Source organism: Streptomyces sp. SID12501, from assembly GCF_010550245.1.
Lineage (GTDB): Bacteria > Actinomycetota > Actinomycetes > Streptomycetales > Streptomycetaceae > Streptomyces.
Genome location: NZ_JAAGLU010000063.1, coordinates 1 through 26629, shown reverse-complemented (window position 1 = coordinate 26629; position 26629 = coordinate 1). Strand labels below are relative to the sequence as shown.

At 71.0% G+C, this 26629-nt stretch carries 25 protein-coding genes; 10 read left to right on the top strand and 15 right to left on the bottom strand.

Annotated elements, in window-relative coordinates:
- The first annotated feature begins 113 nt into the window (after positions 1-113).
- Positions 114-1232, top strand: coding sequence for an MFS transporter (locus G3I71_RS42430; protein WP_343243249.1), 1119 nt, complete (start codon positions 114-116; stop codon positions 1230-1232).
- Positions 1233-1320: 88 nt separating this feature from the next.
- Complete coding sequence (locus tag G3I71_RS42425; RefSeq protein ID WP_164323787.1) at positions 1321-1809, top strand: DUF4265 domain-containing protein; 489 nt, start codon at positions 1321-1323, stop codon at positions 1807-1809.
- Between the two features lie 34 nt (positions 1810-1843).
- On the opposite strand, the gene G3I71_RS42420 is transcribed toward G3I71_RS42425, so the two are convergent.
- The 7 genes from G3I71_RS42420 to G3I71_RS42390 form a co-directional block, all read right to left on the bottom strand.
- Positions 1844-2356 carry a GNAT family N-acetyltransferase gene (locus G3I71_RS42420; RefSeq protein ID WP_164323785.1) on the bottom strand — a complete coding sequence of 171 codons (513 nt, stop codon included), beginning with the start codon at positions 2354-2356 and terminating at the stop codon, positions 1844-1846.
- Positions 2357-2381: 25 nt separating this feature from the next.
- On the bottom strand, positions 2382-3155 hold the full coding sequence (locus G3I71_RS42415; protein WP_164323783.1) for a GntR family transcriptional regulator: 774 nt from the start codon (positions 3153-3155) through the stop codon (positions 2382-2384).
- 257 nt (positions 3156-3412) lie between these two features.
- Positions 3413-3727 (bottom strand): hypothetical protein, encoded by a 315-nt coding sequence (locus G3I71_RS52825; RefSeq protein WP_164323781.1) that lies wholly within the window; start codon positions 3725-3727, stop codon positions 3413-3415.
- Positions 3728-3921: 194 nt separating this feature from the next.
- Entirely contained in the window at positions 3922-4542 is a 621-nt protein-coding gene (locus G3I71_RS42405) for a flavin reductase family protein (protein WP_164323779.1), read from the bottom strand.
- Between the two features lie 50 nt (positions 4543-4592).
- Positions 4593-5453 carry an enoyl-CoA hydratase/isomerase family protein gene (locus G3I71_RS42400; protein ID WP_239149688.1) on the bottom strand — a complete coding sequence of 287 codons (861 nt, stop codon included), beginning with the start codon at positions 5451-5453 and terminating at the stop codon, positions 4593-4595.
- A 31-nt stretch (positions 5454-5484) separates the two neighbouring features.
- The gene (locus G3I71_RS42395) at positions 5485-7767 is read right to left on the bottom strand and encodes an acetate--CoA ligase family protein (protein ID WP_164323777.1); all 2283 of its coding nucleotides are present in this window, start codon (positions 7765-7767) and stop codon (positions 5485-5487) included.
- A 204-nt stretch (positions 7768-7971) separates the two neighbouring features.
- Positions 7972-9153 (bottom strand): NAD(P)/FAD-dependent oxidoreductase, encoded by a 1182-nt coding sequence (locus G3I71_RS42390; RefSeq protein WP_164323775.1) that lies wholly within the window; start codon positions 9151-9153, stop codon positions 7972-7974.
- A gap of 188 nt (positions 9154-9341) precedes the next feature.
- Here G3I71_RS42390 and G3I71_RS42385 point away from each other — a divergent pair, with 188 nt between their 5' ends.
- Positions 9342-9830, top strand: coding sequence for a Zn-ribbon domain-containing OB-fold protein (locus G3I71_RS42385; RefSeq protein ID WP_203732843.1), 489 nt, complete (start codon positions 9342-9344; stop codon positions 9828-9830).
- Positions 9830-10462, top strand: coding sequence for a GNAT family N-acetyltransferase (locus tag G3I71_RS42380; protein WP_164323771.1), 633 nt, complete (start codon positions 9830-9832; stop codon positions 10460-10462). Before G3I71_RS42385 ends, G3I71_RS42380 begins: the two co-directional genes overlap by 1 nt.
- A gap of 27 nt (positions 10463-10489) precedes the next feature.
- On the opposite strand, the gene G3I71_RS42375 is transcribed toward G3I71_RS42380, so the two are convergent.
- From G3I71_RS42375 to katG, 5 genes are all read right to left on the bottom strand, one after another.
- Positions 10490-11173 carry a pyridoxal 5'-phosphate synthase gene (locus tag G3I71_RS42375; protein ID WP_164323769.1) on the bottom strand — a complete coding sequence of 228 codons (684 nt, stop codon included), beginning with the start codon at positions 11171-11173 and terminating at the stop codon, positions 10490-10492.
- 85 nt (positions 11174-11258) lie between these two features.
- On the bottom strand, positions 11259-11933 hold the full coding sequence (locus G3I71_RS42370) for a M15 family metallopeptidase (protein WP_164323767.1): 675 nt from the start codon (positions 11931-11933) through the stop codon (positions 11259-11261).
- 137 nt (positions 11934-12070) lie between these two features.
- Entirely contained in the window at positions 12071-12778 is a 708-nt protein-coding gene (locus tag G3I71_RS42365; protein WP_164323765.1) for a CHAP domain-containing protein, read from the bottom strand.
- A 157-nt stretch (positions 12779-12935) separates the two neighbouring features.
- Positions 12936-16076 carry an AfsR/SARP family transcriptional regulator gene (locus G3I71_RS42360; RefSeq protein ID WP_164323763.1) on the bottom strand — a complete coding sequence of 1047 codons (3141 nt, stop codon included), beginning with the start codon at positions 16074-16076 and terminating at the stop codon, positions 12936-12938.
- A 191-nt stretch (positions 16077-16267) separates the two neighbouring features.
- A complete protein-coding gene (katG, locus tag G3I71_RS42355; protein WP_164323761.1) occupies positions 16268-18499 on the bottom strand; it encodes a catalase/peroxidase HPI in 2232 nt (743 codons plus the stop codon).
- A 325-nt stretch (positions 18500-18824) separates the two neighbouring features.
- Between katG and G3I71_RS42350 the strand changes: the two genes are divergently transcribed.
- Entirely contained in the window at positions 18825-19235 is a 411-nt protein-coding gene (locus tag G3I71_RS42350; RefSeq protein WP_164323759.1) for a Fur family transcriptional regulator, read from the top strand.
- Between the two features lie 118 nt (positions 19236-19353).
- On the opposite strand, the gene G3I71_RS42345 is transcribed toward G3I71_RS42350, so the two are convergent.
- Positions 19354-19926, bottom strand: coding sequence for a TetR/AcrR family transcriptional regulator (locus G3I71_RS42345; protein WP_164323757.1), 573 nt, complete (start codon positions 19924-19926; stop codon positions 19354-19356).
- A gap of 116 nt (positions 19927-20042) precedes the next feature.
- Between G3I71_RS42345 and G3I71_RS42340 the strand changes: the two genes are divergently transcribed.
- On the top strand, positions 20043-20546 hold the full coding sequence (locus G3I71_RS42340) for a cysteine hydrolase family protein (RefSeq protein ID WP_164323755.1): 504 nt from the start codon (positions 20043-20045) through the stop codon (positions 20544-20546).
- Between the two features lie 23 nt (positions 20547-20569).
- On the opposite strand, the gene G3I71_RS42335 is transcribed toward G3I71_RS42340, so the two are convergent.
- Positions 20570-21739, bottom strand: coding sequence for an acetyl-CoA acetyltransferase (locus tag G3I71_RS42335; RefSeq protein WP_343243248.1), 1170 nt, complete (start codon positions 21737-21739; stop codon positions 20570-20572).
- A 157-nt stretch (positions 21740-21896) separates the two neighbouring features.
- Between G3I71_RS42335 and G3I71_RS42330 the strand changes: the two genes are divergently transcribed.
- Together G3I71_RS42330 and G3I71_RS42325 are read left to right on the top strand one after the other, a co-directional pair.
- Entirely contained in the window at positions 21897-23120 is a 1224-nt protein-coding gene (locus G3I71_RS42330) for an acyl-CoA dehydrogenase family protein (RefSeq protein WP_164323754.1), read from the top strand.
- Positions 23120-23653, top strand: coding sequence for a nitroreductase family deazaflavin-dependent oxidoreductase (locus tag G3I71_RS42325; RefSeq protein ID WP_164323752.1), 534 nt, complete (start codon positions 23120-23122; stop codon positions 23651-23653). Before G3I71_RS42330 ends, G3I71_RS42325 begins: the two co-directional genes overlap by 1 nt.
- 136 nt (positions 23654-23789) lie before the next feature.
- Here G3I71_RS42325 and G3I71_RS42320 read toward each other — a convergent pair whose 3' ends face one another.
- The gene (locus G3I71_RS42320; RefSeq protein WP_164323750.1) at positions 23790-24437 is read right to left on the bottom strand and encodes a TetR family transcriptional regulator; all 648 of its coding nucleotides are present in this window, start codon (positions 24435-24437) and stop codon (positions 23790-23792) included.
- 181 nt (positions 24438-24618) lie between these two features.
- Between G3I71_RS42320 and G3I71_RS42315 the strand changes: the two genes are divergently transcribed.
- Together G3I71_RS42315 and G3I71_RS42310 are read left to right on the top strand one after the other, a co-directional pair.
- Positions 24619-25338, top strand: a complete 720-nt coding sequence (locus tag G3I71_RS42315; protein ID WP_164323748.1) for a VOC family protein — start codon at positions 24619-24621, stop codon at positions 25336-25338.
- A gap of 251 nt (positions 25339-25589) precedes the next feature.
- On the top strand, positions 25590-26629 hold a 1040-nt coding region (locus tag G3I71_RS42310; protein WP_343243247.1), incomplete at its 3' end, for a serine/threonine-protein kinase.

Sequence of the window (26629 nt, the reverse complement as noted above, 5' to 3'; positions counted from 1 at the left end):
CGGCCACACCGCGAACGCGGACCAGGTCGGCGCACTCAACGTCGCTGTCAGGGCCGGGCTGGTCCTTCCCGACGTGGCCTAGCCACCGACAGGAGAAGCCCGCGCGTTCACGCGTGGGAGGAGTCACCAACCTCGCGCTGTACGGGCTGACGGCCCCCTTCGCCGCCGCGCTCATGGACCGCTTCGGCATCCGGCGGGTCGTCGCGGTCGCCCTCGCGGTCATCGCGCTGGGCTCCGGCCTGACCGTGTGGATGACGGCGGCCTGGCAACTGATGCTGTGCTGGGGCCTGTTGGTCGGACTGGGCAGCGGTTCGATGGCGCTCGCCTTCGCGGCGACGGTCACCAACCGCTGGTTCACCGACCGCCGGGGCCTGGTGACGGGCATCCTGACCGCCGCCTCGGCCTCCGGCCAGCTGATCTTCCTGCCCCTGCTGTCGTGGATCATCGAGACGTACGACTGGCGCCCGGCGGCGGTGACGGTGTCCCTGGCGGCCCTGACAGTCATCCCCTTCGTCTGGCTGCTGCTGCGCGACCACCCGGCTGACGTGGGCCTGAAGCCGTACGGGGCGCAGGAGTTCGTACCGAAGCCGGCCCCCGTGCAGGGCGCGGCGCGGCGAACGATCCAGGTGCTGCTGTCGGCGGTCCGCACCGGCCCCTTCTGGCTCCTCGCCGGCACCTTCGCGATCTGCGGGGCCTCCACCAACGGCCTGATCCAGACCCACTTCGTGCCCGCCGCCCACGACCACGGCATGCCCATCACGGCCGCCGCCTCACTGCTCGCCGTCGCCGTCGTCGGCGTCTTCGACGTGGTCGGCACGATCGCCTCCGGCTGGTTCACCGACCGCTACGACCCGCGCCGCCTCCTCGCCGTGTACTACGCGCTGCGCGGCGTCTCGCTCCTCTTCCTCCCGATGCTGCTGGCGCCCTCCGTCCACCCTCCGATGATCTTCTTCATCGTCTTCTACGGCCTCGACTGGGTCGCCACGGTCCCGCCCACCATCGCCCTGTGCCGCGAGCACTACGGCGACGACAGCGCGATCGTCTTCGGCTGGGTCCTCGCCTCCCACCAAGTCGGCGCGGCCCTCGTCGCGTTCCTCGGGGGGATGGCGCGGGATGTCTTCGGGGCGTACGACGTGGTCTGGTACGCGTCGGGGGCGCTGTGCGCGGCTGCGGCGCTTATGGCGCTGGTGATACGGCGGCGGTCGGTGGGCGGAGTGAGGGCCCTGGCCTGAGTTTGGCTTCAACCTCGGCTGACCTCATGACCGTTACGGTTGATCGCCCGGCTCGGATACGGTGCGGGACGGTGTTGCCTGTCGGCGCATGATGGCTGTCATGGAGAGCGCGGTCGAGAAGATCAAGGTCTGGTTTCGGTTCGTCCCTCGCGAGGGGTGGATCCCGCAGGACACTGAGGGCCTGTGGGCGACGAAGCTCGGTGATGACACGGCCAGTGTGCAGAACGTTCCCTTCCTCCAGGACGGGGTGGCCGAGGGTGACGTGGTGCGGTACCGGACCGACTCCGACGGGCTCCACTGGGCTGTCGGGCGGGTCAGTTCCTCCGGTAACTGCACCATCCGTGTGGTGCCCGTGCCCGCCGGCCGCCTGGGACGCAGTCCGCACGCGGTACATCAGCACTTTTCGGTGTTCGGACTCGGAGGTGAGGTCTTCAGTGAGGACTTCCCCATGGTGGCCTTCACTGCACCGGTAGGCGCGGACTTCGCCGGGATCAAGGCCCTTCTGGCGCGAGGCCAGGCGGAAGGATGGTGGCACTACGAGGTGGGCTGTGCCACCGACGAGTGGTGGAACACCTGAGCTAGTCCGTGCCGTCGACGGGCGCGAGCTGCACCTACGGCTGAGCCACGTAACAGATGGCCTGGATCTGCTGTCCGTCGCCGTACCGGTGTGTGGCCTCGCCGGTTCTGAGCCAGCCGAGACGCTCGTAGAGGCGGATGGCGGCGGTGTCCTTGGCCATGACGTCCAGGACGAGGCGTCGGTTGTGGCGCAGCGCGTAGTGCATGGCGGTTCGGACGAGCCGCTCGCCCAGGGCCAGTTTCCGTGCGTCCCTGACGACGAACAGACGGGCCAGCACCGCGATGTGCTGTTCGTCGTCCCCGCTCTGGCCCGCCCACAGGGTAACGGCGTCCTCGCCGCGCGGGCGCATCACCGCCACGTGGCCCACGATCCGCCCGTCGGCCTCGGCGACCCAGGAGGCGAGTACGCCGTCCGAGCGCAGCCATGCCTCCGGGTGGGCGACGCCTTCGACCGGGTAGCCGTCGGTGGAGTGGACGTCGGTCAAGGCCGCTGCCGCGCCGGGGAGGTCCGTGTCCTCGTAGGGGCGGATGGCGATGATGCTGTACATGCCGGGCTCCTGCTGGGTTCGGCGGCTACTCGACGGGCAGTTCGTAGAGCAGGCCGGTACGGTCCGCTCGATGTACGTAGCGGGACACCTCGAACGGCGCGCCCTGCTGGTCCAGGCTCGTGTGCAGGACCTCGATGACGGGGACGCCGGAGGGCAGGGTGAGGACGGCTGCTTCGGCCGGTGTCGGCATGCGTGCCGTGATCTCGTCCCGTACGCGGGTCATGACGTGGCCGAGTTCCTCAAGTCGGCCGTAGATCCCGTCCTTGCCGGTGTCGGGCCGGGTGAGAGGTGTGCCCTGTGCCTCGTCCCAGCGGAGGTACGTCGACACGATCTGTACGGGTTCGTCGTCGGCGAAGTAGTGGTTCTCCCGGTGCAGGACACTTTCGTCCTCGGCGGGAACGTCAAGGCGCTCGGCGATGTCCTGGGGCGGGCGGTTCCGGGTGATGCTCACGACGTCGATACGGGCTTCCTTGCCCTGGCGCCGGGCTTCGAGCCGGAAGGGGGTGAGGCCGGTCTCGCGGTGGGCGCGGGAGTAGCGGTCGCTGCCGAAGCGGAGGAGCCGTTGCGGCTCGCGTACGAAGACACCGCTTCCGTGACGGGCCGTCACCAGCCCTTCCTCGGCGAGGAGTCGGATCGCCTCGCGGGCCGTGTTGCGAGCGGCTCCGTACTGCTGGGCAAGGGTGCGTTCGGACGGCAGCCTGTCGCCGGGCGCGAGTTGCCCAGCCTCGATGGCGGCTCGCAGTTCTTCCGCGATGCGCCTGCTCGGCGGCTGGTTCGGGGAGGGGCCGGGCGTCGTCATGCACGCAGCATAACAACTGGCTTGAGCCAGTAGCTTGACGCGGGCGGTCGCTCGCGGCCAAACTGGCTTGAGCCAGTAGTCGGCCGTAGTTGGCCGACCGGACGACACCGGGGTGGTGCCCTACCGCCAAGCAGACACACCACCCCGGTCCCCTCGGAAGGGACCCCCATGATGCACCTGACGTTGCCGGCAGCCCACCCTGCCGGAGTGAGCCCGTGACGTATAACCGAAATGCCTGTCCAGCACCCCCTGTCGGACTACGGCTTCTGCCGTGGGAGACCGACACCGGCAAGCCCTGTTTCCTGTCCACAGGCGACGTCCCAAGCCGGCTGTCCCGGCTCGCGGACGAGATCGAGGCGGACCAACTCCGGGACGGAGCAGACGTACTTGGGGGCGCAAAGGCAGTCCTGGACGACCTCAAGGCAGGCGAGGACACTTTGCGGCGCACGCTGCGCGTGGTCACACAGGTACTCGGTGACGTGCTCCGTGTCGCCGACAGTCGAGGCGCCCGACTGCCCGAGTTCGAGGGTGACTTCGAGGTCGGCGATCAGGGGGACCACGGTGGTGGGCATCCGTGACCACAACCACCACGCCTGCTCTGTCCGCCGAGTGCACGCTGGGCCGCGAGCCCGACTACGGGGACATGCACACACGGTGTCGTCAGACCGAGGATGTGCCGTTGCCGCACGGAAGGGGCATCCTGCTCGTGCCTCGTTGCCGGTGCTCATGCCATCAGCAACGGTCCGGCGACCCGGGAGGGTCTGGGTCAGAGGAACCGCCCACGATGGAACAGCAGCGGAGCGCCTTCGTCCTCGCCCGACCCCAGCGCCTCCACCCGCCCCACGACGATCAAGTGGTCGCCACCCGTGTGCACCGCGTGGATCGCGCAGTCGATCCACGCGGAGGCGCCCATGAGGCGCGGTGAGCCGGAGACCGGGGACGCGTCGTAGGCGACGTCGGCGAACTTGTCCGTGCCGCTCTTCGCGAACCCCCGGCACAACTCGCCCTGCTCGGCGCCCAGTACGTTGACGCAGAAGACGCCCGCGCGCGCGATGAGCGGCCACGTCCTCGACGTACGGCCGACCATGAAGACGACGAGGGGCGGGTCGAGGGAGAGGGCGGCGAAGGACTGGCAGGCGAAGCCGGCGGGGGTGTTCTCGCCTTCGGCGGCCGGGGCGGTGATGACGGTGACGCCGGTCGCGAAGTTCCCCAGTACGCGCCGGAATTCGGCCGGGGCGACCGGTGCCCGCTCGTCCTCGCCGACCGCCCGTAAGTCCGGCCGGGGCAGCGCCTCGACGGGCCCCGCGACCGTGGGCGCCACTGTCGGCGCCCCGGCGGACCTGAGATACCGGACGGCAGCCGCCGCCATTCCTGCTTGTCCCAACATACGTTCCATTGGAGCTGACGGAGCGTCAGAAGTGAAGCCCCGCAAGGCAGTCAGCTCCCGCTGTAACGCGGACTCCGGCGCTCCACGAAGCTCGCGACGCCCTCCCGCGCGTCCGCCGTCGTCATGTTGATCTCCTGGGCGGCGGCCTCGGCGGCGAAGGCGGTCGCGCGGTCGGAGTCGAGGGAGGCGTTGACGAGCTGCTTGGTGAGGGCGAGGGCGCGGGTCGGACCGGTGGCCAGGCGCTCGGCCCATTCACGTGCCGTCTTGTGGAGGTCCTCGGCCGGTACGACCCGGTTGACCAGGCCCAGGCGTTCGGCGTCCGGGGCGGTCAGCGCGTCACCGAAGAACATCAGCTCCTTCGCGCGCTGCGGACCGATCAGGCGGGGGAGCAGGTACGCGCCGCCTCCGTCCGGGACCAGACCCCGCCGTACGAACACCTCGATGAACCGGGCCTGTTCGGCGGCCAGGACCAGGTCGCAGGCGAGGGCCAGATGGGCGCCGAGGCCGGCCGCCGTGCCGTTCACCGCCGCGATGACCGGCTTCTCGCAGTCGAGGACGGCGGAGATCAGGCGCTGGGCACCGAGCCGGATGACGCGAGCCACGTCACCTGCGATCCGCTCCCCGGCGGCCTGCCCGCCTCCTCGCAGGTCCGCGCCCGTGCAGAAGCCGCGGCCCGTGCCGGTGAGGACGACGGCTCGTACGGCAGGGTCGGCGGAGGCCTCCGAGAAAAGTTGGATGAGGCGTTCTCGCTGGTCAGGGGTGATGGCGTTGAGGGATTCGGGGCGGTTGAGGGTGATCCACGAGACCTGATTGTCAGTGGCGTGCAGTACCAATGGATCAGACGACGCGGCGGATATTTCCGGCTCCACGGGAATTTCCGGCGTGCTGGATTCTTCGGGGGAGGAAGTCATGGGGGAGCTGCTCCGTTTCCTGTGGTGGTGGCTAGAGCGGCGGCTGGTTCACGTCCGTGCTGTGCTGGATGTGCCGGCCGTCCGGACCTGGTCCGCACACCGCCAGCGCGTCCAGCGCCACCGCTCCCTGCCCCCTGGGCAGCACCATCAGCGGGTTGATGTCGAGCTCCGCCAGCTCGTCCCCGAGTTCCAGCGCCATGCGCTGCACCCGCATGACGACCTCGACGAGCGCGTCCAGGTCGGCCGGGGGGCGTCCCCGGACCCCGTCGAGCAGGGCACGCCCGCGCAGCTCGGTCAGCATGTCCCGCGCCTGCACCTCACCGAAGGGCGGCACGCGTACGGCGGTGTCCTGGAGCACCTCCACGAGCACGCCGCCGAGCCCCACCGTCACCGTCGGGCCGAACAGGTCGTCGTGCGTGACGCCGACGACCATCTCGACGCCCCGCTCGACCATCTGGCACACGAGTACGCCGTCCAGGTCCACGCCCTCGTAGCGGGCGATGTCGGTCAGCTCACGGTAGGCGTCCCGGACCTGGCTGGCCGAGGTCAGCCCGATCTTCACCAGCCCGAGTTCCGTCTTGTGCGCGATCTGGCCGCCCGACGCCTTCATCACCACCGGGTAGCCGACCAGCCCCGCCGCCCGGACGGCCGCCGCCGCGCTGGTCACCAACTGCTCGCGCGGCACCCGGATTCCGTACGCGCGCAGCAACAGCTTGGCGGCGTGCTCGCTCAGGGCCTCGCCCGGCCGCATCAGCGCCCGCGCCTTGCGGAAACTGGGCGACGGGGTGCGCGGTGCCTCGTCGAAGGGGGAGCGGTAGGAGGCGGTGAACCGGGCGTGGTCGAGGTGGGCGCGCACGGCGGTCACACAGTTGGCGAAGGTGCGGAAGGTGGCCACGCGGGAGGAGCCGAGCAGGGTCTCGCGGTACGCGGCCTCCGTGCCGACCGGCGAGCCCCAGATCACGCACACCAGCTTGTCCGTCTGCTCGGCCGCGTCCACGAGGTCCTGCGCGAGCTTGTCGCTCATCGGGGGGAAGGGGCCGGTGATGGGGCAGACCAGGACGCCCACCGCCGGGTCGGCGAGGATCGCGTCGATGATCTTCCGGCCGCGCCAGTCGCCGACCGGATGTCCGCCGCTGTCGATCGGGTTGGCCACGTTCAGGTAGTCGGGTATCCACTGGTGCAGCTCGGTCTGCTTGCCGGCGGACAACTGCGGGAGGTTCAGCCCGGCCTCGGTCGCCAGATCCGCGAAGTGCGCGCCCGTGCCGCCCGAGATCGAATAGACGGCGACCCCGTCGGCGAGCGGACGGCGGGCTCGGGCCAACAGGGCTGAGGTGTCCTGGAGTTGGTCGAGTCCGTCGACGCGGATCACCCCGTACTGCCGCATCGCCGCGTCCACCACCCTGTCGGCGCCGGTCAGTTTGCCGGTGTGGGAGGCGGCGGTGCGGGCGCCGGTCTCGGTGCGGCCCACCTTGACCGCGACGACGGGTACTCCGCGCCTCGCGGCCCGGTCGGCGGCGAGGAGAAAGGAGCGGCCGTCCTTCAGGCCCTCGACGTAGCAGGCGATGGCGCCCACCTCGGGCCGTTCGGAGAAGTACGAGATGAAGTCGGCGGTCTCCAGATCGGCCTCGTTGCCGGTGGGGGCCCAGTGGGAGAGGCGGATGCCGAGTTCCTGGAGGGCGAAGACGGGGCGGCCCTGGTGGCCGGACTGGGTGATCAGGGCTATCGCCGGGCCGTCGAGGTCCTCGCGGAAGTTCTCGAAGGCGTTGAGGTTGGTGTTCGGGCCGAGGAGCCGCAGGCCGGAGCGGCGGACGGCGGCGGCGAGCCGGGCCTGTGCCTCCGCGCCCGCCTCGCCCGTCTCCGCGAACCCGGAAGCGAAGGCGACGGCGAACTTCACCTTGGCCTCGGCGAGTTGCTCGACCACGGGAAGGGGGTCGGCGACGAGGAGTACGGCGAGATCGATCTGCTCGGGCAGGTCGGCGACGGAGGGGAAGCAGGGTATGCCGAAGACGGCCTCGCGGGTCGGGTGCACCGGGTGCAGCCGGGCACCGACCCGCTCGGCCCACGCCAGCAACTGCCGGGTGATACCGGTGTTCGGCCGCCCCTCGGCATCCGAGGCGCCGACCACCGCCAGGGACTCGGGCCTGAAGAAGCGGTCGAGATCGGGCACGCCGGCGTACAGCGGCCGGCCGCTGACGTCGAGGTCGTCGACATCGGCGGGCCTGCCGTGCACGACCGGCGAGGGCTGCTCGCCGCAGGCGATGACCCGGGCCCGGCGGGAGTCGGTGGTGAGGGTGCCGTGGGTTGATCCAAGCATCGGTCCGCCCGCTCCTGTGTGACAGCCAATTAACTGACGCAGTGTCAGGTTACTGAACTGACACTCCGTCAGGAACCGGCGTGCGAGGAACTTTTGCTACGTCCGCGCACAGCGTGGCTGAGCCGGTCGTCGATTTGTGGGCGGCGGAGGTGCTGCAGAAGTACTGCGGAGGTGCGGCGGAGGTGCGGGCCGGGCGAGGTCTGGCTACTTCGCGGCGACGGACTGCTGCCGTGCGACCGCCTTCGCGATGCGCACCGCGTCGATCGCCATTTCGCGGAACATTCCGCTGATGGGGTTGGTGTAGCCATTGAAGAAGAGCCCTGGCGCGTTCTTCGGAGCGCGGGCCCCGTGGACGAGCGGCTTGCCGCGTGCGTCGAGTACGTCGAGGTGGCCGACCAGGCCTTCCAGGCCCCGGAGGTATCCGGTGGCGGCGATGACGGCGTCCGGTTCGAGGTGCTCGCCGTCGGCGAGGACGACCTTCCCGTCCTCGAAGCCCTCGACGGCGGCCACGATCTCGACGCTTCCCTTCCGTACGGCGTCGATGAGGCCGACGTCCTGCACGGGGATGGAGCCGGCGGTCACCCGCGAGTACAGCCCGGTGTCGGGGCGGGGCAGCCCGTGGGCGGACAGGTCGGGCACGCTCAGCTTGGCCATCGGCCCGGCGAGCCGGTCGACGAGGCGCACCGGCAGCCGTCGTACGACGATGCCCGTGAACTGGGCCGCCCAGCCGGCCGTGGACCGCCGCACGATGTGCGGAGCGGTACGCACCGACAGCCGTACCCGTGAGGCCCCGCCCTCCACCAGGTCGACGGCGATCTCGGCACCGGTGTTGCCGATCCCGACGACGAGGACGTCACGGCCGGCGTAGGGAGCGGCGTTGCGGTACTGGCCCGCGTGCAGCAGCTCGCCGCGGTAGGCGTCGCGCCCGGCCCACTCGGGGATCCGGGGTGTGTGGTTGGTCCCGGTGGCGACGACGACCGCGCTGCCGGTCAGCTCGCGCCCACCGGTGGCGTGCAGCAGCCAGCCGGTGCCGTCGGCGGTCCGCTCGACCCGGGACACCTCGACGCCGGTGACGACCTCCAGCTCGTGGTACTCCGCGTACTTCTCGAGGTACCGGACCACGTCGTCCCGCGCCACCCACCGCCCGAACGAACGCGGCATCGCCAGCCCCGGCAGCGAGGACAGCCGCCGGGTGGTGTGCAGATGCAGCCGGTCGTAGTGCCGCCGCCAGGACGACCCGACCTGGTCGCCCCGCTCCAGCACGACCGCCCGCACACCCTGGGCCCGCAGCGCGTACGCGACGGCGAGACCGCCCGGTCCACCGCCGATGACGTACACGGGGGTGGTCGAGGACGGTGACGGTGACGAAGTCGGTGAGTCGGCCATGTGTCTGAGCGTATGCACCCGCTCACTTGTTAGGTCTCGGTCAAGACCGGAATCGGTTGCGGATTGATCACGGCTGTGGGGGAGTCGGGCGGGTCCGGTGGCACGGGCGGCCTGGTTGTGGGGGCTCGGTGAGGCCATACTGAACTGACGTACCGTCAGATTGGGACAGTTGCCAGGGGGCCATGGACATGAGCACGGGCACGGGCAGGGGTGCGGGCACAGGCAGGGGTACGGACAGCGGCCGGTTCGACATCCCCGAGATCGACGCCTTCACGCGGGCCTACTGGGACGCGGCGGCCGAGGGGCGGCTGCTCGTGCGGCGGTGCGGTGGCTGTGGGCGGGCTCATCACTATCCCCGGGAGTTCTGCCCGTACTGCTGGAGCGAGGACGTGGTGTGGGAGGCCGCGAGCGGACTGGCCACGCTCTACACCTGGTCCGTCGTGCACCGCAACGACCTGCCGCCCTTCGGGGAGCGTACGCCGTACGTGGCTGCCGTCGTCGACCTCGACGAGGGGCCGCGGATGATGACGGAGGTGGTGGACGGTACGGAAGGTGTGGAAGGTGTGGAAGGCGGGCTGCGGGTCGGGATGGGGCTGGAGGTGGCTTTTCGGGAGGGTGTGCCGGTATTCCGTCCCCGGGGTGGGAGTCGTACGGCTGTACGGGCTTCAATGGGGTGATGGCCCATATCCATGAGCGGTCCCACGCCCACCCCGTCCCCGAGTTTCCCGAACTGCTCGGTCACGGACTCCGGTTGCGGCAGTGGCGTGCGGACTCCGACACCGACGTCGACGCGTGGCTGCGCGGGCTGACCGACCCGGACTTCCGGCGCTGGAACACACCGATGATGCAGGTCACCGACCTCGACAGCGCCCGCGACTCCCTCGGCACCCGTTCCGGGACCGCGGCGGACGGCACCGGGGTGTCCTTCTGCGTCACGGACGTCGTCACCGGCGCGATACTCGGCCACCTGGGCGTCAACGACATCGACCCCTTCATGCGCGTCGCCCGCGTCGGCTACTGGGTCCTCCCCGAGGCCCGCGGCAGGCGCGTCGCCACCCGCGCCCTCGCCCTCGGCGCGCGCTGGGCCTTCGGCGTCCTCGGCCTGAACCGCCTGGAACTCGGCCACGCCCTCGGCCACGACGCCTCCTGCCGCGTCGCCGAACGCTGCGGCTTCCGGTACGAGGGGACCCTGCGAGGCGCGATGTTCGAGGAGCGGCGCCAGGACGTCTTCCGGGACGTGCATCTGCACGGGCGGATCGCCCAGGACCCGGACCCGGACCCGGACTTGGTCCCTGAGCCGGCCCCTTGACCGACCCGGATCAGGAAGCGGCCACGCCTACGGCCAGAGCAACTCCCTGAGCCAACTCGCTTCCGTACGACGGTACTTGAGGCGTACGTGGCGGCGCTGGGCGTCTCCCTGGAAGAACTCGGCCTCGTCCGGGCGCAGTCGGTACAGGGTCCAGGTCGGGGCGGGGGCGTCCGGTTCGCGCTGCGCCTGTTCCCAGGCTTCCTGCGAGACGCGCTCCAACTCGGCTACCGAGCCCAGTACTTCGCTCTGGCGGCCGGTCAGCGCGGCGGCCAGTGCTCCCGTCGAGCGGGCGTGCAGGTCGGCCTGTGCCTCGGAGGAGGGGGCGGACTCTACGGGGCCCCGCAGCCGGATCTGGCGGCCCAGCGAGGGCCAGTAGAAATGGAGCGCCGCGTAGGGGCGCGCCGCCAGTTGCCGGCCCTTGCCGCTCCCGGAGTGCGAGGCGAAGGACCAGCCGTCGGTGTCCGCGCCGTGCAGCATCACGGTGCGTACGTCAGGCAGGCCGGCCGTGTCCGAGGTGGCCAGGGACATGGTGTGCGGCTCGGGCTGCCCGGCGGCCACCGCCTCCGCGAACCAGGTGGTGAAGAGGGGGAGCGGATCGGCGGGGGCCGTGTCCGGGTCGAAGACGGGCAGCTCTGTGACCTCGGGGGACCACACCCGCAGAGTCCTGAGCAGGTCGTGAAGATCCGGTTCCGGTTCCAGTTCCAGTTCCATGGGGCGAGTATCGCGGATACGGACAAGCCCCGGCGCACGCCCCACCTCCACCTCCACCTTCACTTTCACCCTTGCCCCGGCGCCGTCAGCCGGCGTACGTGTCCGCCGGGCCGTACAGAGCTGCCGGGGCGCCTGTCGTCAGGGCCCAGTAGCGGTCGCCGTAGGACCAGTGCCACCACTCCGTGGGGTAGTTGGCGAGGCCTGCCGCGGTGAGCGCGGCCGACAGGGTGCGGCGGTTGTCGCGGGCGGTGGGGGAGATGCCGGGAGCAGCCGTGTAGCAGGCGCCGTCGCTCTCCTCCGGGCTCGCGTTCACCGGGGTTCCCAGGTCGAGTTCCGTCCCTGAGCCGGTGCACAGGGTCAGGTCGACGGCCGCGCCCGCGACATGCGGGCCGATCTCCGGCGGGGAGAGTGACCGGCTCGTCCGGTCACGCAGATAAGGCTCCGGCCAGTCGGGGTGAGCCGCGCGCAACTCGGACTCGTACCTGTCGAAGTACCGCTGCTGGAGGACGAGCGGACGGTAGCCCTCTGTGACCAGCAGGTGCAGGCCCTCGGGCAGCAGGCGGGCGGCCCGGGCCAGTCGCCGGGCGACGCCGTCGCGCAGCAGGGCGTAGGAGCCCGCCGGGTCGGCCAGGCGGGTGTCGACGCGCAGGTGGGGCGACTCCCGTAGATCCACGAGTGGTTCACCGTTCTCCCGGACGGGGATGCCGGCCACGCGGGGGTCGTTCATGAGGATGATGTCGTTTGATTCGGTCTTCTGCATGTCCGTCCTGTGGAGTGAGCGGAAGTCGAGCCGGAGGCCGGGCCGGGCGTCGGGCCGCACGGGATCCGGGGACGGTCTGTCGACCGTCCCCGGATGTCCCCCGTCGCATGGTGCTGTCCGTGTTGTCCCGCGGCTGTTTACAGCTTCTTCGGCGTCACGTAGCCGACGACGTCACCGGCCTTGGTGTTGTACCGGTTCGTCCGCTTGTAGACGCCTTCCGTGCCGCCGGAGCCGGTCTTGGTGGTGTTGCCCTCGACGGTCGTCAGCTTCTTGGTGCTGCTGTTGTAGGCGACGACGATGCCGATGTGGTCGACGTCCCAGCCGTTGTTCCCGAGGCTCGGCGTGCTGCCGTCCCAGTCGTAGAGGACCGCGTCGCCGATCTTCGGGACGTAGGAACCCCGCGCGTGCCACGTGCCGATGGAGTTGCGGGCCCGGTAGAACGAGCCGGCGAACGCGTCGGTGTTCTTCGTCTTGGCGCCGGAGTTCTTCCAGACGTAGCGGATGAAGTCGGCGCACCAGTTGTTGGTGCGCCACTGCAGCCCGTCGACCTTGCCGCAGTTGCCGACCGTGCCGCTCTTCGGGTCGGTGGCGACCGCGCTGTAGTAGTTGCAGTTGCCGGCCTTCTCGCGGTTGCGCGGCGAGATGGACACCTGCTGCTGCGCCTTGGCGACGATGGCGTTCTGGAGCGCCGTCGCCGTCGGTGACACCGACGACGGTGCGGCCGAGGCCGCGGCCGACACCGACTCCGCAGTCAGCGCTCCGCCCGCGAGGGCCGAGATCAGCAGGAGGGTGGCGGCGCGCCGCGCGGGCGTCCTGACCGAACCGGGCATGGTGATGCTGGGCATCGAAGTTCCTTTCCCCGTTGAATCCCCGTTGGTGCCGGGGGAGTTCGGGATGTTCCCGTTTCCCTCCGACACCAGGAAGCTTCGCGGGGGCCGCTTCAACTTCTCTGCAAGTCCCCTTCAAGCCCCTTCAAGTTCGTTCAGGTGACTTCAAGTCCCTTCAGGAGCCGTCCGGTTCCAGCGCTTCCCGTGCCTCGTACGCGGTGAACACCCCGCCCGCCTCCGCCCGCAGGGCAGCCGCCTCCCGCTCGTCGCCCAGGGCGGCCCGCAGGGTTGCGAGGGAGCGCAGGGTACGGGCCCGGGGGAGGGGCAGTCCCAGGGCGCCCCACAGGGCGGCGGACGCCGAGAGGTGGGTGTCCGCTTCGGTCAACTCGCCTGCGGCGAGGGCACATTCGCCGAGGGTGCGGAGCACCAGCGCTTCGCCGTACCGGTCGCCGTACCTCCGGCACACGTCGAGCAGGCCGGCCAGGTCCGCCGCCGCCTCAACGGTCCGGCCCAGCCTCAGGCGGGCCTTCGCCCGTGCCTGCGCGGCGTACGCGCTCATCAGGTCGTCGCCGAACTCCCGCAGCAGCGTGAGGGATCGGCTGAGCAGATCCTCGGCCGTCGCATGGTCGCCGCGCGCCCGGTGCAGCATCCCGTACGTCCGCAGGGCGAGCGCCTCGCCGCGCCGACTGCCGAGGCGGCGGTACGCGGCCAGGGCCTCCTCGATGCGGTCGGCGACGGCGGTGAACTCGCCGAGTTCGAGGTGGGCCAGCGCGGCGTACCGGCAGGCGACGCCGAGCCCCGCCGGGTCGTCGAGCCGCCTGAAGCTCTCGATGGCGCCGGTGAGTTCACGCACCGCGTCCCGCAGCCGGCCCTGTTCGCGGTAGGCGCCGCCCAGGCCCGCGAGAGCCGTCGCGTGTCCCCGCACGTCGCCGAGGCCGGCGCAGAGCCCGGCCGCCTGCCGGAAGTGGCCCACGGACGCGGTGAAGTCGTCCTGCTCGTACCGGAGATGGCCGAGGCCGACGAGCAGCCGGGCCTCCCCGGCGCGGTCCTCGGCGCGGCGTACGGCGGCCAGCGCCGCCTCGTGCGTACGCGACCACGCGTCGAAACGGTTGCTGACGAGGTACGCGGACGAGCACAGGGTGGCGGCGGCCTCGCAGGCGAGCGCGGGCAGATCCATGGCGGCGGCACGTTCGACGGCGACGGCGATCGCGCCGGACTCCGCCTCGAACCACCTGGCCGGGTCGGCCAGCGCCGGCCCGGCGGCCCGGTCACCGACCGGCCACAGTGTGCGCGGGTCCTGAAGCACCACCTCTCCGGAAGGCGCCGCGGCGGCGGCCCGGCCGGTGAGCCACAGCCAGCCGCCGAGCGCCCGGCCGAGGGCGGCGGCCCGCTCGGTGTGCGAGTCCTCGGCCTCGGCGCGCTCGGCCGCGTACACCCGCACCAGGTCGTGCAGCCCGAAGCGCGGCTGCCCGGCCCGGTCGGTGCCCGTGAAGTGCAGCAACTGGGCGTCGATGAGCTGCTCCACGATGTCCTCGCCGCCCGCCGCCTCCGGCAGGTCGAGAAGCGCGGCCGTTACCCACGGGGCCACGTCGGACGCGCCGAGCAGGCCGCGCCGGCGCAGGGCGGTACGGGCGGGGGTGTCGAGGGCGTCGTAGCTCAGGCCGAGTCCGCTGCGTACCTCCAGGTCGCCGACGGCGAGTTCGTCGAGGCGACGGCGCTCGTCCGCTAGGCGCTCGGCGAGCCCGCTCGGCGTCCAGTGGCTGCGGGTCGCCAGCCGGGCCCCGGCGATACGCAGGGCCAGCGGCAGTCCGCCGCACAGGGCGACGATCCGTCGCGCCGCCTCCGGTTCCCGCCGGATGTGCGCGTCGCCGGCGATCCGGGCGAGCAGCTCGATGCCCAACCCCTCGTCCAGGACGTCGAGTTGGGTGAGGTCTTCGCCGCCGAGGCCGGCCAGGCGGGCCCGGGACGTGATCAGCACGCCACAGCTCGCGCTGCCCGGCAGCAGCGGCCGTATCTGCGCCTCGCTGCCCGCGTCGTCGAGGACCAGCAGGATGCGGCGCCTGGCGACCAGGCTGCGGAACAGATCGCCGCGTTCGGCTAGGCCCTCGGGCGGATCGGCGCCCAGCGCGCGCAGTAGCCTGCCCAGCACTTCGGCGGGCGGCACCGGATCGCTGAAGCCGTGCAGCTCGGCGTAGAGCTGGCCGTCGGGGTAGGCGGCGGCGAGCCGGTGCGCGACCTGCACGGCGAACGCGGACTTTCCGATGCCGCCGGGGCCGGACACGACCGCGATCGGCATGGCCTCGCGGGGGCCGGACAGCAGGGCTTCCACTTCGGCGAGTTGGGCCGTACGGCCGGTGAAGTCGCCTATGGCGGGCGGGAGGAGGGATGCGCGGGGCAGTGCCACCGCATCGGCCGAGGTGCCGATGCCGCCTTCCTCCGGGGCGTTGTCGTCGTCGGCTTTCCGGTCGGCAGAACTGTCGGCAGTACTGTCGGTCCTCGCGGCGCCCCCGGGCGGGGTGATGGCGGTGACCGGCGTCAGCTTCTCGTCCGACCGCAGGATCGCCTCGTACAGCCTCCGCAGTTTGGGGCCCGGATCGATGCCCAGTTCGTCGGCGAGTACGGTGCGTCCCTCGGCGTACACCGTGAGCGCGTCGGCCTGGCGGTCCAACCGGTAGAGGGCGAGCATCAGTTGGCCGCGCAGCCGCTCCCTGGTGGGGTGGCCGCCGACCAGGGCGGTCAGTTCAGCGGCCAGGTCCTGTTCGTGGCCCGGCGTCGCCAGGTCGGCGGAGATCCGGTCCTCCAGGGCGGCCTGCCGCGCCTCCTCCAGCCGCCCCGCCTCGGCCCGCAGCGCGTCGCCGACCCCGCCGAGGGCCGAGCCGTGCCACAACTCCAGTGCTTCCCGGAGGAGTTGGGAAGCGGCACGGTGGTCGCCGGAGGCCGCGCGGTCCCGTCCCCGCGCGGTGAGCCGTTCGAAGTCCGCGAGGTCGATCCGGGCGCCGTCCGCGTGGAGGAGATAGCCGGGCGGGCGGGTCTCGATCGGATCGGCGCACGTGGCCGTACCCGGGCCGGTGTCCGGATCGGTGCCGCCGGGGAGCGCTCGCCGCAGCCCGGAGACGTACGTCTGGATCAGCCCGCGTGCCGTGTCCGGCGGTTGGTCCCCCCAGACCATGTCGATCAGCGTGCCGGCGGAGACCGTTCGTCCGGGCCGGAGCAGCAGAGCGGCGAGCAGGGCCCGGGGTTTGGGGCCGCCGAGGGCAAGACGGTGTCCGCCGCTCCAGGCCTCGACCGGGCCGAGCAGCCGGTATTCCAGGTCCAACCGAGCCCCATTTCGTACACATCGTGCGCATGCCAATTCTGGGGGGCGATCGGCATCGTACGCACTCGGGCGGCGGTAGGCCACGGAAAGACGCGGATGTGCGGGGGGCAACGAAAACGTCCAGGCCGACCCGTACGGGCCGGCCTGGACGTCATCGTTCAACGAACCAGCGGATCAAGCGGACCTACAGATCAGACGAGGTCGAAACGGTCCGCGTTCGACACCTTGACCCACGCCTGGACGAAGTCCTTGACGAACTTCTCCTTGGCGTCGTCGCTCGCGTAGACCTCCGCGACCGCACGCAGCTCGGAGTTGGAGCCGAAGACCAGGTCGGCACGGGTGCCGGTCCACTTGACCTGGCCCGAGGCGTCGCGACCCTCGAACGTGTTCTGGTCCTCGGACGTCGCCGTCCACTCCGTACCCAGTTCGAGCAGGTTGACGAAGAAGTCGTTCGTCAGCACGCCCGGGGTGGCGGTGAAGACACCGTGCGACGAGCCCTGGTGGTTCGCGCCGAGGACGCGCAGACCGCCGACGAGGACGGTCAGTTCGGGGGCGCTCAGGTTGAGCAGGTTCGCCTTGTCGAGCAGCAGGAACTCGGCGGGGAGGCGGTTGCCCTTGCCGAGGTAGTTGCGGAACCCGTCGGCGGTCGGCTCCAGGGGGGCGAACGCCTCGACGTCCGTCTGCTCCTGCGTCGCGTCCGCGCGGCCCGCCGTGAAGGGGACCTCGATGTCGAAGCCGGCGTCCTTGGCCGCCTTCTCGACGCCCGCGGCACCCGCGAGGACGATCAGGTCGGCGAGCGAGACCTGCTTGCCGCCGGACTGGGCGGCGTTGAAGGACGACTGGACGCCCTCAAGGGTGCGCAGCACCGTGGCGAGCTCGTCCGGGCTGTTGACCTCCCAGGCGGCCTGCGGCTGGAGGCGGATACGGGCACCGTTGGCGCCGCCGCGCTTGTCGCTGCCGCGGAACGAGGACGTGGCCGCCCAGGTGGTGGAGACCAGCTGGGACACCGTGAGGCCGGAGGCGAGGATCTGCGCCTTGAGGGCGGAGACGTCGGCGGCGTCGACGAGCTCGTGCGTCACCTCGGGGAGCGGGTCCTGCCACAGCAGCGTCTCGGACGGGACCTCGGGGCCGAGGTAGCGGACGATCGGGCCCAGGTCACGGTGGGTCAGCTTGAACCAGGCGCGGGCGAAGGCGTCCGCGAACTGGTCCGGGTTCTCGTAGAAGCGACGGGAGATCTCTCCGTACGCCGGGTCGAACCGGAGCGCGAGGTCGGTCGTCAGCATCATCGGGGGCTTGGACTTCGACGCGTCGTGGGCGTCCGGGATGGTGCCCGCACCGGCGCCGTCCTTGGCGACCCACTGGTTGGCGCCGGCCGGGCTGGTGGTCAGCTCGTAGTCGTACTCGAAGAGGTTCTTGAAGAACCCGTGGCTCCACTGGGCCGGCGTGCTCGTCCAGGTGACCTCGAGGCCACTGGTGATCGCGTCGCCGCCCTTGCCGGTGCCGTACGTGCTCTTCCAGCCGAAGCCCTGCTGCTCGATCGGGGCGGCCTCGGGGTCGTCGCCGACGGCGTCCGCCGGACCCGCGCCGTGGGTCTTGCCGAAGGTGTGGCCACCGGCGATGAGGGCGACGGTCTCCTCGTCGTTCATCGCCATGCGGCGGAACGTCTCGCGGATGTCGCGGGCCGAGGCGAGCGGGTCCGGGTTGCCGTTGGGGCCCTCCGGGTTGACGTAGATGAGGCCCATCTGGACGGCGCCGAGGGGCTCCTCCAGCTCACGGTCGCCGGTGTAGCGCTCGTCGTCGAGCCAGACCTTCTCGGGACCCCAGTACACGTCCTCGTCGGGCTCCCACACGTCCGCGCGTCCGCCGCCGAAGCCGAAGGTCTCGAAGCCCATCGACTCCAGGGCCACGTTGCCCGCGAGGATCATGAGGTCGGCCCAGGAGAGGCTCTGGCCGTACTTCTTCTTGACCGGCCACAGCAGACGGCGGGCCTTGTCGAGGTTGCCGTTGTCCGGCCAGCTGTTCAGGGGGGCGAAGCGCTGCTGACCGGCGCCGCCGCCACCGCGGCCGTCGCTGATGCGGTAGGTGCCCGCACTGTGCCAGGCCATCCGGATCATGAACGGGCCGTAGTGCCCGAAGTCGGCCGGCCACCAGTCCTTGGAGTCCGTCAGCACCGCCGTGATGTCCTGCTTGACGGCGGGGAGGTCGAGGGTCTGGAACGCGGCGGCGTAGTCGAACTCCTCGCCCAGCGGGTTCGAGACCGCGGGGTTCTTCGCGAGGATCTTCACGTTCAGGCGCTCGGGCCACCACTCGCGGTTGCCGCCGCCCTGGGTCGGGTGCGGGGCGCGCGTGTGCGCGACCGGGCAGCCGCCCCCCGTGCCCTCGGTTTTCGCGTCGGTGACGATCGCGTCGTTGTTCTCAGACATGGGAATCCTTCCGGACGGGGCAGATCTCGGTGCTGCTAGCTGCTCACGAACTGCGTTCTCGGGAACTGGAGGGGTGGTGAGGGGTGGGGGGACGGTCGGACGCGTGGAGGAGGTCACACACGCCGTCTCGCCGCTGCTGTCTCCTGCTGCACTGGTGCCGCACTGGAGTCTCTTCCTGTCCCTCGGATCCCTTGGCCATCGCCGTAAGCGATCCTACAATGGACAAGGTCCAAGTCAAGAAGTGTGACAAATCCATATCCTATCGGAACCCGGACGTCCACTGGTAAAATCCGTGTATTCGACCGAACTTGAATAGGTGAACGATATGAGCGACCTGCTGGAGCGACTGCGTGGACGCGGCTGGCGGATGACTTCCCAGCGGCGTGTCGTTGCGGAGGTCCTCGACGGCGAACACGTCCATTACACGGCCGACGAAGTGCACGCCCGCGCGGCCCAGCGGCTGCCGGAGATCTCCCGGGCGACCGTCTACAACACCCTGGGCGAGCTGGTCTCCCTCGGGGAGGTCATAGAGGTCGCGACGGACGGCCGCGCCAAGCGCTACGACCCGAACGCGCACCACCCCCACCACCACCTGATCTGCTCGAACTGCGGCATGATCCGGGACGTCCACCCCACCGGCGACCCCCTGGCGGACCTCCCCGCGGAGGAACGCTTCGGCTTCACGGTGTCCCAGGTGGAGGTCACCTACCGGGGGCTGTGCGGGGCCTGCGGGTAGCGCTCCGCTTGAGGTGCCACGAGGGTTTGTCGGTCCAGTTCGGTGCGGCGCCGTCGCGGCTGGCCGCGTCCCGCGGTGGAGCCGCAGATCGACACCGCCCCGCGCCCCTTTGAGGCGCTCAGGTCCCCGCCCGCAGCCCGTCGCACAGCACCGCCAGGGCCAGGCGGGGGTTCGCACCCGCGTTCGCCCGGTGACGCAGGGCCAGCAGGATGCCCGACAGGATCGCCATCAGGTCCGCGATGCCGATGTCGGCGCGGACCGTGCCGGCGGACTGGGCGCGGGTCAGCAGGTGGCCGATCACGCGGTGGAGGTCGGCTGAGGTCGCGTCGACCGTCGCCCGGACCTCGGGGCCCGCGTGGGCGATCGCGTCGATCAGGTCCGCCTTCGTCACCGCGTCCGTCACCAGCCGGTCGAGCACCGTGAACAGGGCCGCGCCCGGGTCGTCCGCGTCGCGCAGGGCGCGGGCCTCGGTGAGGAGCGGGTCGAGACGCTCGTGGACCACCGCCTCGAACAGGCCCTCCTTGGTGGGGAAGTGCCGGTACAGCGTGCCCGGCCCCACGCCCGCCCGGCGTGCGATCTCGTCCAGCGACACCGAGAGCCCCTCGGCGGCGAACGCCTCCCGCGCCACAGCCAGCAGCCGGTCCCGGTTGCGGCGGGCGTCGGCGCGCAGGGGCCGGTTCTCTGTGGCCATCTCCGGGTCTCCATCGTCGTGAAACATGTAAACGGGGCGCCGTCTCCGGTACGGTGTGGCTAACCGGGGCGAGCTCTCCGATTTTAGCCCCGTTTTCCTCCACGAAGGTGAACACCATGGCCACCGGTACCGCGTTTCTCTCCCTCGACTACGTCACCTACATCGTCGACAACTTCAGTCACGACCCCTCCGTCGCCGAGCGCGCCGCACACGCCCTCGCCGCCGCGCGTACGGCCGGGCTGCCCGTCTTCCATGTCGTCCCGCAGGGTATGAGCGAGCAGATCCACCCGCTCCTGGCCCCCGCCGAGGGCGAGACCGTGCTGACGAAGACCAGCTTCAGCGCCTTCGCCACCACCGACCTCCGTGAGCTGCTGGAGGCCGCCGGGGTCGGCCGGCTCGTCGTCGCGGGCGTCGCCACCTCCGGGACGGTGCTGTCCACCACCCGGTGGGCGGTCGACACCGGCTTCCAGGTCACCGTCTGCGCGGACGCCTGCGACGACCCCGACCCCGAGGTCAACGCCGTACTGCTCGACGAGTCGGTCGCCCCGAAGAGCTGGATCGGGCTGTGGCGCATCGCCGACGTCCTGCCGGCGGACGAGATCCCCGAGCTGCGTGTGTGACGTGAACCTCTGGGCCCAACGGCTCACCCCCGGCCCAGCACCACCGTCCCGGACGAGCAGAACCAGCCCCCGGTGCCGGAGGCCACCCCGAGCTCCGGCAGTCCTCCAGCGGCTGTACGGACCTGCCGCGCACCCCCGTCCCCGCGCAGCTGCCGCACCGCCTCCACCAGCAGGAACAGCCCCCGCATTCCAGGGTGTTGGGCCGACAGTCCGCCCCCGTCCGTGTTGACCGGGAACTCGCCGCCCTCCACCCGCAGGCGGCCCTTCGCGGCGTCCACGAACTCCCCGCCCTCGCCCTTTCCGCAGAAGCCGAGGTCCTCCAGCGTCACCAGCGTCATATAGGTGAACGCGTCGTAGATCTCCGCGAAGTCCATCTCCTGCGGCCGGACTCCCGCCCGCTCGAAGGCGATCCGTCCGCTCACCGCCGCCGGGGACACCGTGAAGTCGGCCCACTCCGACATGCTCACGTGCGAGACGTGCTCACCGGTCCCGAGGATCCACACCGGCCGCGTACGGCAGTCCCGCACGTACTCCTCGGCCACCAGCAGCACCGCCGCGCCCCCGTCCGAGCGCAGGCAGCAGTGGAGTTTGGTGAAGGGGTCCGCGATCATCGGGCCGTCGAGCACCTCGTCGACGGTGATCGGCGTCCGGAACATCGCCTCCGGGTTCAGTGCCGCGTTCGCCCGTGCCTGGACCGCCACCGACGCCAACTGCTCGATCGTCGTGCCGTATTGATGCATGTGGCGGCGGGCGGCCATCGCGTACTTGGCGATCAGGGTGTGCCCGTACGGGACTTCGAACTGCAACGGGCCCCGCGCGCCGAAGGACAGGTTCCCCGTCCGCCGGCCCGCCTTGACGTCCGCGCGGGCCGTGGAGCCGTAGACGAGGAGTACGGCGTTGGCGTGGCCCGCGGCTATCGCGTCCGCCGCGTGCGCCGCCATGACCTCCCAGGTCGAGCCGCCGACCGAGGTGGAGTCGACCCAGGTGGGGCGCAGGCCCAGGTATTCGGCCACCTCGGCGGGGGCCAGGGTGCCGAGACCCGCGGACGCGAAACCGTCCACCACCTCCCGGCCGAGCCCCGAGTCCGCCAGCGCCCGCCGGGCGGCCTGTGCGTGCAGCGCGTACGGGGTCGCGTCGTCCACCCGGCCGCAGTCCGACAGGGCGACCCCGACGATCGCGACCTTCCGGCTCACTGTCTGCCCCTTCGTCGGCTGCCCGTTCGTCGTCGACTCAGCATGAATCTGACGGTATATCAGCTCGGGCCCTGTGCGGCAGGGTGTGTCCGCCCTAATATGACGAACCGTCAGATCCCGCTGAACGGGCGCCGCGGACGCCCAGGAGGGGCAGGTCATGGACGCCCGTTTCACCCCAGAGCAGGACCACATCCGCCGTACTCTCCGCGAACTGCTCCACAAGCGGTGCTCGCCGGGCGAAGTACGGGCCGCTGTCGACACCCCGGCCGGGTACGACCCCGCTCTCTGGACCGCCCTCGCCCGCGACCTCGGTCTGCCAGGGCTCGCCCTCCCCGAGGTCCACGGAGGCGTGGGCGGCACCACGACCGAACTCGCCCTTGCCGCAGAGGAGTTGGGGCGGGCTCTGGCCCCCTCCCCGCTGCTCGCGACCGCCGTACTGGCCGCCCCCCTCGTCACCGCCCTGGGCACCGACGCCCAGCGCGCCGACCTCCTGCCGCGCATCGCCTCCGGTGCCCTGACCGCCACCCTCGCCGTCCCCGGCGCCTGTCTGGCCGCCGTGCTCTCCCTCACCGGCGAACCCCGCCGCGACTGGGCCGGGGGAGGCCGGGCCGGAGGTGTTCAGGCGGCCCGACGGGCAGGTGGCTGGCGGCTGTACGGGCAGGTCGGCCAGGTCCTCGACGGACACAGCGCCCAGCTCCTCCTCGTGGCCGCCCACGCCGGTGGATACGCCCGCTCACGCACCCTTCTCTTCCTCGTCCCCGGCGACGCCCCCGGCCTCGTCCGTACCCGGCAGACCTCCCTCGACGCCACCCGGCCGCAGGCCCGCCTCGAACTGCGTGACGTGCCTGCCGAGTTGCTGGGAGACGAGGAGGCCGACGTCGGCGCCTGTCTCGCCCGCGCCGGAGACGTCACCGCCACCGTGCTGGCCGCCGAGGCCGTCGGGGCCGCCGACCGGATCCTGGAGCTGACCGTCGAACACGCCCAGCGGCGCGAGCAGTTCGGGCGGGCCATCGGGTCCTTCCAGGCCGTGAAACACCGGCTCGCCGATGTGTACGTCCAGGTCCAGGCGGCACGTTCGGCCGCCTACTACGCGGCCTGGGAAACCGCGTCGACCGAACCAGGAGCCACAACTGCCACAACTGCCCGCGAGGAGGAGCGGGTCGGCGGGCTCGCCCTCGCCCAGGCTCTCGACTCCCTCCGCACGGCCGCCGCCGAGGGCATCCAGCTGCACGGCGGTATCGGCTTCACCTGGGAGCACGAGGCCCAGCTGTACTTCAAGCGAGCCGCCGGTGACGAGCTGCTGTTCGGGCCGGTGCACCGGCTCCGGGCGCACGCGGCCGACGCCGCGCGGCTCTTCGACACGGGAGAGGTGGCCGTCTGATGCCGGTGACAGCGGCGAGGGTAGTGAAAGCGGTACAGAAAGTGTCCTCGGCGCCGGCCTTCGCGCGGATCGCCCCGCACGTCGTCCCGGCGCTCGACCGTGTCGTCCACCGGCTGACCAGGGGCAAGGTGCTGCTGAGCGCCCAGCTCCTGCCCGGGGTGGTGCTCACCGTGCGCGGGGCGAAGAGCGGGCAGCCGCGGCATACCCCGCTCGCCTGCATGCCGGAGGAGCCGACGGAGGGATCGGGAAAGGAGACGGGAAAGGAGACGGGAAAGGAGAGCGGCGGCAGCTGGCTGCTCATCGGGTCCAACTTCGGGCGTACCGGTCATCCCGCCTGGACCGCCAACCTCCTCGCCCATCCGGACGCCGAGGTCAGCTGGAAAGGGGAGGACATCCCGGTCACGGCCCGGCTGCTGGCGGGCGCGGAACGGGACGCCGCCTGGAAGGCGCTGCTGGCGTTCTGGCCGCCGTACGCGACGTACCAGGCGCGGGTCGAGCGGGAGATACGGATCTTCCGGATCGTCCGGCGCTGACGTTGATGTCGGTGATGAACACGCGCGGCCGAGGCCGCTGACGCGCGACAGGCGGTGGTCCACCGGAGTGGACCACCGCCTGCGTGACAGGACTTGGGCCTGAAAGGGCCGCGGAACCTGGATAAGTGGGCTGGGGCTATTTCGTCGGCTTCTTGCCGGTCACGCCCAGATGGACCAACTGGGCCAGGTTCGGCTTCAGTTCGGCCTGCTTCACACCCCAGCTCTGGAAGCCCCTCTGGTGCGAGGCCACCGCCGCGAGCATCGCGACGAGGGAGCCGGCCATGGCGGCGGGGTTGACGTCCTTGTCGACCCTGCCCTTGGCCTGGAGCTCGGTGACCGTATCCGTAAGGGAGTTGGTCACGGAGTTGAGGATCTTCATGCGGATCTTGTAGAACCGCTTGTCGCCCTCGGCGGCGCCCAGATCGACGACCCTGAGGATCGCGTCGTTCCGCCGCCAGAACTCCAGGAACCCGTCGACGAGTTCCTGGGCGGTCTGCCAGCCGGCCTTGCCGACCCAGGACCGCCCCGCGAGCAGCTGGGTCAACCCGGCGCCCTCGGTGGCCATTTGCTCCGCGATTTCCAGGACGGCGCCTTCGACGTCCGGGAAGTACTGGTAGAAGGTGGCGGGTGAAGTCCCCGCCTTCCGGGCGACATCGATGACTTTGACGTCCCGGTAAGGGGAAGAGCTGAGCATCTCGCTGAGGCAGTCGAGCAGCTTCTGCCGGGTCGCCTGCCCACGCCGACCGGCCACACGGCCGTCGACGGTACGCACTTGTCCTGTCATGCCGTCAGCTTACCGAGGGGTGATCGGAGCGCGATTCGGCCGACTGCAAATGGGGTGCGTGCGAGGTGAGAGGGCATCTGGAGGGCGTTGAGAGGCGGCTCGGGCCGGGTCCGCGCCCTGGCCCGCACTCCGATCCCGCGCCTGCTCTGCGGGATCCGTGAAGGACCGTTAACTTGACGGTATGGCCGAAAACAGGGCATCCGCCCGCACAGAGGGCGTTCCCTGCTGGGTGGACGCCCAGCTGCCCGACGTCGAGGCGGGCAAGCGCTTCTACGGTGAGCTCTTCGGGTGGACCTTCCGGGAGAAGGAGGGCCTGACGCACGCCCTGTGCGACGGCGAACCCGTCGCCTCCCTCGCCCACAAGGCCGACGGCCGGATGCCCACCGTCTGGACGGTGTACTTCGCCACCCCGTACGTCCATGCCCTCGTCGCCCGGATCCACGAGGCCGGCGGACAGGTGATCTCGCTGCCGGTCTCCGTCGGCGAGCTGGGGACGACGGCGCTGGCCGCCGACCCCGAGGGAGCCGTGTTCGGCCTCTGGCAGGCCGGTACCCACCACGGATTCGGCCGCAGCCACGAACCCGGCAGCTTCGCCTGGGCCGAGCTGTACGCCCGGGACACCGCCGTCGCCAACGACTTCTACGGCAACCTCTTCCACGAGGCACTCTTCGGACCCGAAGCGGCCCCCGACTTCGGCCGGGCCGCCGTCGCGGAGGTTTTCCCGGCCGAGATGCCCCCGCATTTCCTGGTCCACTTCGCCGTCGAGGACATGGAGGCGGCACTCGGGACGGTGAACCGGCTCGGCGGTCGCGTCCAGGCACCGCCCTTCGACACTTCGTACGGGAATGTGGCGGTCGTCACGGACAATCAGGGAGCGTCGTTCGCACTCCTCCGAAAATGAGCCGCCAGTAGCCGTCATCAGGCGTCATGAGCTGCCCCGGAACGGGCGCGGGCAGGTGCGGGGGCGCCCGCGAGAAGGGCTTTTGCCCTGGCTTGGGTGGAGGCATCCCGTTTCGTATCCGAGTTCGCAACCTGTGCCCAGGCCAGGAAGAATCGGGATGCGTGCCGCCAACGCGGTGGCGGTGGTGAGACGCTGCACGAGGTCGCGTACATATGTAGGTGACGCGGCTCGTACGGGGAGGTGGCAGGCAAGTGGTGGATCCGCTGACGCAGCATGATCCGCGGCGTATCGGGCCGTTCGAGGTGCTGGGGCGGCTGGGTGCCGGCGGCATGGGGCTGGTCTATCTCGCGCGCTCGGCCTCCGGGCGGCGCGTGGCGATCAAGACGGTGCGGACCGAGCTCGCAGAGGACCAGCTGTTCCGGGTCCGCTTCACCCGTGAGGTGGAGGCGGCGCGGGCCGTCTCCGGCTTCTACACGGCCGCCGTCGTCGACGCCGATCCGCGTGCCGCCGTACCGTGGCTGGCCACCGCGTACGTTCCCGCGCCCTCTCTCGAAGAGATAGTGAACGAGTGCGGGCCGATGCCGGCCCAGGCGGTGCGCTGGCTCGCGGCGGGGGTCGCGGAGGCGCTGCAGTCCATCCACGGCGCGGGGCTCGTCCACCGTGACCTGAAGCCGTCGAACGTGCTGGTGGTCGAGGACGGCCCCCGGGTCATCGACTTCGGTATCGCGTCGGGTGTCTCGAACACGCGTTTGACGATGACGAACGTCGCCGTCGGAACGCCCGCCTACATGTCCCCCGAGCAGGCGAAGGACTCGCGCAGCGTGACCGGCGCCAGCGACGTGTTCTCGCTCGGCTCGATGCTCGTCTTCGCGGCCACCGGCCATGCCCCCTTCCACGGCGCGAACCCCGTGGAGACGGTCTTCATGCTGCTGCGGGAGGGCCCTGACCTCGAAGGCCTGCCGGACGAACTCCGCCCTCTCATCGAGTCCCTGATGCAGATGGAGGCGACCGGCCGCCCCAACCCAGCCGACCTCCAGGCCCAGCTGGCCCCCCACCTCTACGGCTCCGGCTCCGACGACAGCGGTACGGCGTCCGCGTGGCTGCCCGAACACGCGGTGACCCTCATAGAGGCGCGGCGCGGCGGACGCCCGGCGCCGAAGGCGCCGGCGTCCGGCGGCAGGAGCCGCGGCAGGCCGGCGATCCCACCCCCGCCGGCCCACGACCCCGTGCTGGGATTCGGCGGAGGGCCGCCCGGTCCGCCCTTGCCGCAGCAGCCCGTACCCGCAGGAGC

What these genes read in the sequence shown, in the direction of transcription:
- G3I71_RS42425 (WP_164323787.1), top strand. Translation starts at nt 1,321, where the DNA reads ATGATGGCTGTCATGGAGAGCGCGGTCGAGAAGATCAAGGTCTGGTTT.
- G3I71_RS42420 (WP_164323785.1), bottom strand. Translation starts at nt 2,356, where the DNA reads ATGTACAGCATCATCGCCATCCGCCCCTACGAGGACACGGACCTCCCC.
- G3I71_RS42415 (WP_164323783.1), bottom strand. Translation starts at nt 3,155, where the DNA reads ATGACGACGCCCGGCCCCTCCCCGAACCAGCCGCCGAGCAGGCGCATC.
- G3I71_RS52825 (WP_164323781.1), bottom strand. Translation starts at nt 3,727, where the DNA reads ATGCCCACCACCGTGGTCCCCCTGATCGCCGACCTCGAAGTCACCCTC.
- G3I71_RS42405 (WP_164323779.1), bottom strand. Translation starts at nt 4,542, where the DNA reads ATGTTGGGACAAGCAGGAATGGCGGCGGCTGCCGTCCGGTATCTCAGG.
- G3I71_RS42400 (WP_239149688.1), bottom strand. Translation starts at nt 5,453, where the DNA reads ATGACTTCCTCCCCCGAAGAATCCAGCACGCCGGAAATTCCCGTGGAG.
- G3I71_RS42395 (WP_164323777.1), bottom strand. Translation starts at nt 7,767, where the DNA reads ATGCTTGGATCAACCCACGGCACCCTCACCACCGACTCCCGCCGGGCC.
- G3I71_RS42390 (WP_164323775.1), bottom strand. Translation starts at nt 9,153, where the DNA reads ATGGCCGACTCACCGACTTCGTCACCGTCACCGTCCTCGACCACCCCC.
- G3I71_RS42385 (WP_203732843.1), top strand. Translation starts at nt 9,342, where the DNA reads ATGAGCACGGGCACGGGCAGGGGTGCGGGCACAGGCAGGGGTACGGAC.
- G3I71_RS42380 (WP_164323771.1), top strand. Translation starts at nt 9,830, where the DNA reads ATGGCCCATATCCATGAGCGGTCCCACGCCCACCCCGTCCCCGAGTTT.
- G3I71_RS42375 (WP_164323769.1), bottom strand. Translation starts at nt 11,173, where the DNA reads ATGGAACTGGAACTGGAACCGGAACCGGATCTTCACGACCTGCTCAGG.
- G3I71_RS42370 (WP_164323767.1), bottom strand. Translation starts at nt 11,933, where the DNA reads ATGCAGAAGACCGAATCAAACGACATCATCCTCATGAACGACCCCCGC.
- G3I71_RS42365 (WP_164323765.1), bottom strand. Translation starts at nt 12,778, where the DNA reads ATGCCCAGCATCACCATGCCCGGTTCGGTCAGGACGCCCGCGCGGCGC.
- katG (WP_164323761.1), bottom strand. Translation starts at nt 18,499, where the DNA reads ATGTCTGAGAACAACGACGCGATCGTCACCGACGCGAAAACCGAGGGC.
- G3I71_RS42350 (WP_164323759.1), top strand. Translation starts at nt 18,825, where the DNA reads ATGAGCGACCTGCTGGAGCGACTGCGTGGACGCGGCTGGCGGATGACT.
- G3I71_RS42345 (WP_164323757.1), bottom strand. Translation starts at nt 19,926, where the DNA reads ATGGCCACAGAGAACCGGCCCCTGCGCGCCGACGCCCGCCGCAACCGG.
- G3I71_RS42340 (WP_164323755.1), top strand. Translation starts at nt 20,043, where the DNA reads ATGGCCACCGGTACCGCGTTTCTCTCCCTCGACTACGTCACCTACATC.
- G3I71_RS42330 (WP_164323754.1), top strand. Translation starts at nt 21,897, where the DNA reads ATGGACGCCCGTTTCACCCCAGAGCAGGACCACATCCGCCGTACTCTC.
- G3I71_RS42325 (WP_164323752.1), top strand. Translation starts at nt 23,120, where the DNA reads ATGCCGGTGACAGCGGCGAGGGTAGTGAAAGCGGTACAGAAAGTGTCC.
- G3I71_RS42320 (WP_164323750.1), bottom strand. Translation starts at nt 24,437, where the DNA reads ATGACAGGACAAGTGCGTACCGTCGACGGCCGTGTGGCCGGTCGGCGT.
- G3I71_RS42315 (WP_164323748.1), top strand. Translation starts at nt 24,619, where the DNA reads ATGGCCGAAAACAGGGCATCCGCCCGCACAGAGGGCGTTCCCTGCTGG.